This window comes from Lentzea sp. NPDC006480 (genome assembly GCF_040611995.1).
In the GTDB taxonomy this organism is placed as follows: Bacteria; Actinomycetota; Actinomycetes; order Mycobacteriales; family Pseudonocardiaceae; genus Lentzea.
In genome coordinates this window covers 1-6,288 of sequence record NZ_JBEXPJ010000282.1, presented here as the reverse complement: position 1 = coordinate 6,288, position 6,288 = coordinate 1, and the positions used below count along the sequence as shown (strand labels likewise).

Sequence of the window (6,288 nt, the reverse complement as noted above, 5' to 3'; positions counted from 1 at the left end):
CCGAGCCCGGGGGTAGGCCGCGGATTCTGATCGGTCCGGCTTTCAAGGAGATGAAGGCGGCTTTTGAGCTCAGGCGTATGGAGGTTGTGCCGGGCGTGTACATGCACGGCTCGGCGGAGGTCATCGGGCTGCAGATGCTGCCGGTGCTCGGCACCGTCGTGCCCCGTGAGGAGGCCGCGCCGTACGCGGCCAGGCTCGGGGTGGCCTTCCAGCTGACGAACTTCCTGCGCGACGTCGGCGAGGACCTCGACCGCGGCCGGGTGTACCTGCCGCAGGACGTCCTCGGCGCGCACGGCGTCGACCGCGACCTTTTGCAATGGGTGCGTTGCCGTCGTCGTGCAAACGTCCAGGTGCAACGGGCGCTGGACGATCTCGTAGCGCACTCGTATGCGATATATCAGTCGGCCGAGCCGGGGATCGGGATGCTGTCGCCGGCGTCGCGGCCCTGCATGCGGACCGCGTACACGCTGTATCGCGACATCTTGGGACTGGTCGGCTGCGAGGTGCTCTGGAAGCGGGTCGCGGTGCCGAACTCTCGTCGTCTCGCGGTGGCAGTGCCCGGCGCGGGCCGGGCACTGCTCGCACGCGCGATGGTCAGATGAACACGCCGTTGGACGTTCTAGAGGACGACGACGCCGACGATGTTCGACGTCGCCGAGGCGTAGGCGCTCGTGCCGGGGAAGTAGAGGCGCAGGTCGGCCGAGGCGTCGATGGTCAGCTTGGCGTTGAACTGCGCGTTCGGGCTGCAGGACTTCGTGAAGATGTTGGTCCACACGCCCGCGTTGACCCTGACCTGGGCGAAGACGTCGAGACCCAGCGTCAGCTGACGCTCACCGCCCTGGGCGCCGAGCTTGCCCTTGATCTGGAGCTGGTTGCCCTTCTTGATCTTGACGTTGGCGCCGCCCGCGTCCAGTTCGAGCGTGGTGGGCTTGGCGTGCACCGCGGGCGCGGCGGAAGCGACGGCGGGCGACAGCAGCAGAGCGAGAGCGGCGAGACCGGTGGCAAGAGCGGTGGTGAAACGCTGGTTGATCATGCGCACCAGTTCAGGGGTTCCGGACGTCTCTCGCCTGGGGAGACGCCCGGAACCGCCGCATCGTGTGAACTAGAAGCCCATGGCTTGCGCGCGCCGCTTTACCTCACGCCCACGGTCTCCGCGCAATGCTTCGATCGGAGTGCCAGGGAGGCTCGTGTCCTCCGTGAAGAGCCAGCGCAGAATCTCGTCCGAGGAGAAGTTCTGGTCGCGGAGCACCGTGATGGTGCCCGGCAGACCCTTCACCACGGTTCCGGCGGCGAGGAACGCTTCGGGAACGACGAGAACGCCGTCCCGCCGCACGGCGAGCAGTTGCCCGTCACGCAGCAGTTGTTGGACCCGCGTTACCGGGAGTCCCATTCGGTCGGCCACCTCGGGGAGAGGAAGAACCTCCAGGTCGGCAGCCAGTACATCCGCAGCGGCAGGAATCGCACTCACGGGGGTCACGATGCCATAACCGAACTGTGAACGCCCTTCCGCCAACCGGGTCATCCTGAGCTTTACCATCTCGCACTGTGGAGAGGTCGGTTTCGAACGTGATGGGTGGACTGCTCGAGCAGCGCTACCGGGTGGACTCCGTGCTCGCGCGGGGTGGCATGTCCACCGTCTATCGAGGTCGCGACACTCGCCTCGATCGCGATGTGGCCGTGAAGGTGATGGATCCGCGCCTGACGGCGGACCCGGCGTTCGTCGCGCGCTTCGTGCGCGAGGCGCGCGCGGCCGCGCAGTTGCATCACCCGGCCGTGGTGTCCGTGCACGACCAGGGCGTCGACGGTGACCAGGTGTACCTGGTGATGGAGCTGATCGACGGCGGAAACCTCCGTGACCTGCTCAATCAGCGCGGCAAGCTCCCCCCTGCCATCGCGTTGAGCGTGCTCGGCCCCGTGCTGTCCGCGTTGGGCGCGGCCCACCGCGCCGGACTGGTGCACCGCGACGTGAAGCCGGAGAACGTGCTGATCGGACCGGGTGGCCAGGTCAAGGTGGCGGACTTCGGACTGGCTCGCGCGATCGCCGAGAACGGCGTCACGAGCGACAGCGAGATCCTCGGCACTGTGGCCTACCTCTCACCAGAACAGGTGGAGACGGGTGCCGCGGACGCGCGCAGTGACGTCTACTCGGCCGGAATCGTGCTCTACGAGATGCTGGCTGGTCAGGCGCCGTACCGCGGCGAGACGCCCATCTCGGTGGCCTACCAGCACGTGAACAACGACGTTCCGTCCGTCCCCGACATCCCGTTGGCGCTGGACACGCTGGTGCGCAAGGCGACGCGGCGCGACCCGTCGCTGCGTCCCGCGAACGCCGACGCGTTCCTCGCCGAGCTGGAGCGCGTGGGCTCTGAGCTGGGCCTCACGCCGCAGCCGGTGCCCGTGCCCGGCTCCGCGCCCGAGAACGACAAGACGATGGTCATGAGACCGGTTCCGGTCTCGGTCGGCGCCACTCCGCCGTCGATCGCCGAGGCGACCCGGCCGGTGCAGCCGGTGCAGTCCGCGATGACGACGATCAACACGAGCCCGCCGCCGACGCCGCCGCCGGGATTCCCCGGCACGCGTGCGATGCCGCGCCCGGAGCAGCCGCGGCGTCGTCCCCCGCAGAAGCGGAAGCCGAAGATCGACCCGGTCGAGGAAGAGCGCAAGCGGCGCAAGAAGCTCTTCATCATCTGGGGCTCCGTGGTCGCGGTGCTGGCGTTGATCGTCGGCCTGTTCTCCTGGTACCTCGGCGCCGGCCGCTGGACGGCCGTGCCCGCGGTGGTCGGGCAGTCCGAGGTGAACGCGTCGCAGCTGGTGCGGGCCGCGCAGCTCACCGGGCTGGTCGAGAAGGTGCCGTCGAACGACGTGCCGAACGGCCAGGTCATCAGCACCGAACCCCCCGCGGGCGCGGAGCTGCGCAAGAACGAGACCGTGAAGCTCGTCGTCTCGCGCGGCAAGCCCGTCGTGCCGTTCATCAACGCCGGCGTCGACGTCGAAGCCGCGACGAAGGACATCGAAGCCGCGGGCTTGAAAGCGGCCAAGGACCCGACGAAGGACGCGTTCCACGACACGGTGCCGATCGGCAAGGTCGTGGCGCTGGACCCGCGTCCGGGGACGGCCCTGACGATCAACAGCCCGGTGACCCTGGTGCTGAGCAAGGGTCCCGCGCCGCGCAGGCCGGTGCCGAACGTGCAGGGCAAGTCGAAGGACGAGGCGTTTGCCGAGTTGCAGCGCGCCGGGCTGGAACCGGTCGAGGCGACCGGCCAGGACGCGGCCAACGGCGATGACGCGCGCGTGGTGCGGACGGATCCGCCCGCGGGCACTGTGCTGGAGGGGAACGCGAACAAGCGCGTCACCGTGTTCTTCCAGGACAACTCGGAGATCGAGGTGCCGGACGTGACGCGGCAGAAGGTCCGGGACGCGAAGAAGGAACTGGAGGAACGCGGCTTCAAGGTGAAGGTCGAGTTCAACCGGAACAACAACGCGACGGTCGTGAACCAGAACCCGCCGCCGGGCACCAAGGTCAAGCGCGGCACGGAGATCACCATCGTCGGGCTCTGACCTGAGGAAACAGAAGGGCCCCGCGTTCTCGACGCGGGGCCCTTCGTTCTTCAGCTCGTCTTCAGGAAACCCTTACGAGCGGAGCATCTCGGCGACGAGGAACGCGAGCTCGAGCGACTGCTGCGTGTTCAGGCGCGGGTCGCACGCCGTCTCGTAGCGGCCGGCGAGGTCGTCGTCGGAGATCTCCTGCGCGCCACCGAGGCACTCGGTGACGTCCTCACCCGTGAGCTCGATGTGGATGCCACCGGGGTGCGTGCCGAGGCGGCGGTGCACCTCGAAGAAGCCCTGGACCTCGTCGACGATGCGGTCGAAGTGCCGGGTCTTGTAGCCGGTGGACGACTCGTGCGTGTTGCCGTGCATCGGGTCGCACTGCCAGATGACCTTGTGGCCGCTGGCTTCGACCTTCTCGATGATCGCGGGGAGCACGTCGCGCACCTTCTGGTTGCCCATGCGCGAGATGAGCGTGAGGCGGCCCGGCTCATTGCGCGGGTCGAGACGCTCGACGTACTCGACGGCCATCTCCGGTGACGTCGTCGGACCGATCTTGAGACCGATCGGGTTCGACAGCATCTCGGCGAACGCGATGTGCGCGCCGTCGAGCTGACGGGTGCGCTCACCGATCCACACGAAGTGCGACGACAGGTCGTAGAGCCTGGGCTCGTCGCGCGTCGTGTCGAGGCGGAGCAGCGCGCGCTCGTAGTCGAGGAGCAGCGCCTCGTGCGAGGCGAAGATCTCCGTGCCGTGCAGCGACTGGTCGTTCACGCCGCACGCCGACATGAACTTCAGGCCGCGGTCGATCTCGCCGGCCAGCGCCTCGTACCGCTCACCGGCGGGCGAGGTGCGCACGAAGTCGCGGTTCCAGTCGTGCACGCGGTGCAGGTCGGCCAGACCCGCGCCGGTGAGCGCGCGCAGCAGGTTCATGGCCGCGCCGGCGTTGGCGTAGGCGCGGATCATGCGGCCGGGGTCGGCGACGCGCGCTTCGGGCGTCGGGACCAGGGAGTTGATGATGTCGCCGCGGTAGGACGGCAGACCGAGCGCGTCGATGCCCGACGAACGCGGCTTGGCGTACTGGCCGGCGATGCGGCCGACCTTCACCACCGGAAGGCTCGCGCCGTAGGTCAGCACCACGGCCATCTGCAGCAGGGTCCGGATGTTCGCGCGGATGTGCGGCTCGGTGTTGTCAGCGAACGTCTCCGCGCAGTCACCGCCCTGCAGCAGAAATGCCTCACCGTTCGCGACCTGCGCCAGTTGCGTGTGCAGCCGGTCGATCTCGGCGGGCACGGTGATCGGCGGCACGCTCTCGAGCACGGTCCGCACGCGACGCACCTGTTCGGCGTCGGGCCATTCGGGCTGCTGGGCTGCCGGGCGCGACAGGGCGTCGTCCAGGCGCTTGCGCATCTCGGGAGGCAGCGGCGGAAGCTCGGGAAGCGTGTCGATGGGCACGTCCACGGTCCAGTTCACGCTGCTCATCCTAGTTGTCCCACACTGAGAGACCGGGCCGGGCCTGTCAGCAGTTCGAGGGGTGTTCTTATGGGCGCCATCAGGTGGCGTGCGGGCGAGTGAAGTCTGTTACTTGTCAACTATCGACCTCTGCCCTATTGAGACGACGCACTGCATGATGTGGCCATGGACGCCACCCGGTTGGATGACGGCACCGCGACCCGGCTGCTGGCCATCGCGATCGACAACATCCAGCGCGATCACCCGGTGCACTGGTCGCACGTCATCGACGGCGACGACCGGCTGATACCGCAACGGGTGCTGCATCCCGTGTTCGCCGGGTCGTTCGACTGGCACTCGTGCGTGCACCAGACGTGGCTCGCCGTGCGTCTCTTGCGGCTGCGTCCTTCTCTCACGGGGGCTGATGCGGCCCGTGACGCGCTCGAGAAGCTGATCACGCAGGAGAACTGCGCTGTCGAGGCCGCGTTCTTCGCCTCTGCCTCGGGTCGGCACTGGGAGCGGCCCTACGGCTGGGCGTGGCTGTTGCTGCTCGACGCGGAACTGCGCACCTCCGGCCTGCCGTGGTCGGTGGCGCCGATCGCGGACGTCCTGCGCGACCGGTGGCTCGAATGGATTTCGGCCGCGCGCCTCCCGGTGCGCACCGGCACCCACGGCAACACCGCCTTCGCGACCGGCCTGGTGTTCGACGCGGCTCAGGTGAACGGCGACTTCGAGCTGGCGTCGGCGTGCATCGACGCGGCTCTGCGCTGGCACCGGGAGGAGGTCGCGTACGGCGGGTTCGAGCCGGACGCCGCCGACTTCCTCTCCCCCGCACTCACGACGGCCGACCTGATGCGCCGCGCCCTCGACACCCCGGAGTTCGGCGCCTGGTTCGACGCCTACCTGCCGGACCTCGACGCGGACCGGTGGCGGGTGCTGCGCGAGCCCTTCCCGGTCGACGACCCCAGCGACCCCTACGGCTCGCACCTGGCGGGGCTCGCGCTGTCCCGTGCCTGGAACTGGGAGGCCATCGCGGACTCGCTCCCAGCGGGGCACCGATACGCCTCGCTGGCCCGCACCGCTTCCGCCGCGCACCGCGAGGCCGGGTGGACCTACGTGTTCGGCGGCCACGGCTACATGGCTGACCACTGGCTCGGCACGTTCGCCGCATACCTCGACGTCAAAGCCTTCTGACCTGCACCAACGCGTCCTTATGCAAAAGACGTCATGGATCGCGCCGGCGGAGAACCACCTCGCCCTGGCGCGTCAGCTCAGCAGCGGGCGCAGTGC

Annotated in this window: 6 protein-coding genes; 3 read left to right on the top strand and 3 right to left on the bottom strand. The window is 68.7% G+C overall.

All coding sequences use genetic code 11. The features are described 5' to 3' along the window. Positions 1–602 (top strand): squalene/phytoene synthase family protein (locus ABZX92_RS44705; protein ID WP_355572100.1); only part of this gene is annotated, 602 nt, incomplete at its 5' end. Positions 603–619: 17 nt separating this feature from the next. Here the strand turns inward: ABZX92_RS44705 and ABZX92_RS44700 are convergent. Together ABZX92_RS44700 and ABZX92_RS44695 are read right to left on the bottom strand one after the other, a co-directional pair. After that, positions 620–1,033 carry a hypothetical protein gene (locus ABZX92_RS44700; protein WP_355572099.1) on the bottom strand — a complete coding sequence of 138 codons (414 nt, stop codon included), beginning with the start codon at positions 1,031–1,033 and terminating at the stop codon, positions 620–622. A gap of 69 nt (positions 1,034–1,102) precedes the next feature. Then, entirely contained in the window at positions 1,103–1,468 is a 366-nt protein-coding gene (locus ABZX92_RS44695) for an Rv2175c family DNA-binding protein (RefSeq protein ID WP_355572101.1), read from the bottom strand. 77 nt (positions 1,469–1,545) lie between these two features. On the opposite strand from ABZX92_RS44695, the gene pknB reads away from it, so the two are divergent. Beyond that, entirely contained in the window at positions 1,546–3,558 is a 2,013-nt protein-coding gene (pknB, locus tag ABZX92_RS44690) for a Stk1 family PASTA domain-containing Ser/Thr kinase (protein WP_355572098.1), read from the top strand. 72 nt (positions 3,559–3,630) lie between these two features. Here the strand turns inward: pknB and ABZX92_RS44685 are convergent, their stop codons facing one another. After that, complete coding sequence (locus ABZX92_RS44685) at positions 3,631–5,019, bottom strand: class II 3-deoxy-7-phosphoheptulonate synthase (protein WP_355572097.1); 1,389 nt, start codon at positions 5,017–5,019, stop codon at positions 3,631–3,633. Between the two features lie 165 nt (positions 5,020–5,184). Here ABZX92_RS44685 and ABZX92_RS44680 point away from each other — a divergent pair, with 165 nt between their 5' ends. After that, positions 5,185–6,192: a DUF2891 domain-containing protein gene (locus ABZX92_RS44680; protein ID WP_355572095.1), complete on the top strand. Its 1,008-nt coding sequence runs from the start codon at positions 5,185–5,187 to the stop codon at positions 6,190–6,192. Positions 6,193–6,288: the final 96 nt, after the last annotated feature.

What these genes read in the sequence shown, in the direction of transcription:
- ABZX92_RS44700 (WP_355572099.1), bottom strand. Translation starts at nt 1,033, where the DNA reads ATGATCAACCAGCGTTTCACCACCGCTCTTGCCACCGGTCTCGCCGCT.
- ABZX92_RS44680 (WP_355572095.1), top strand. Translation starts at nt 5,185, where the DNA reads ATGGACGCCACCCGGTTGGATGACGGCACCGCGACCCGGCTGCTGGCC.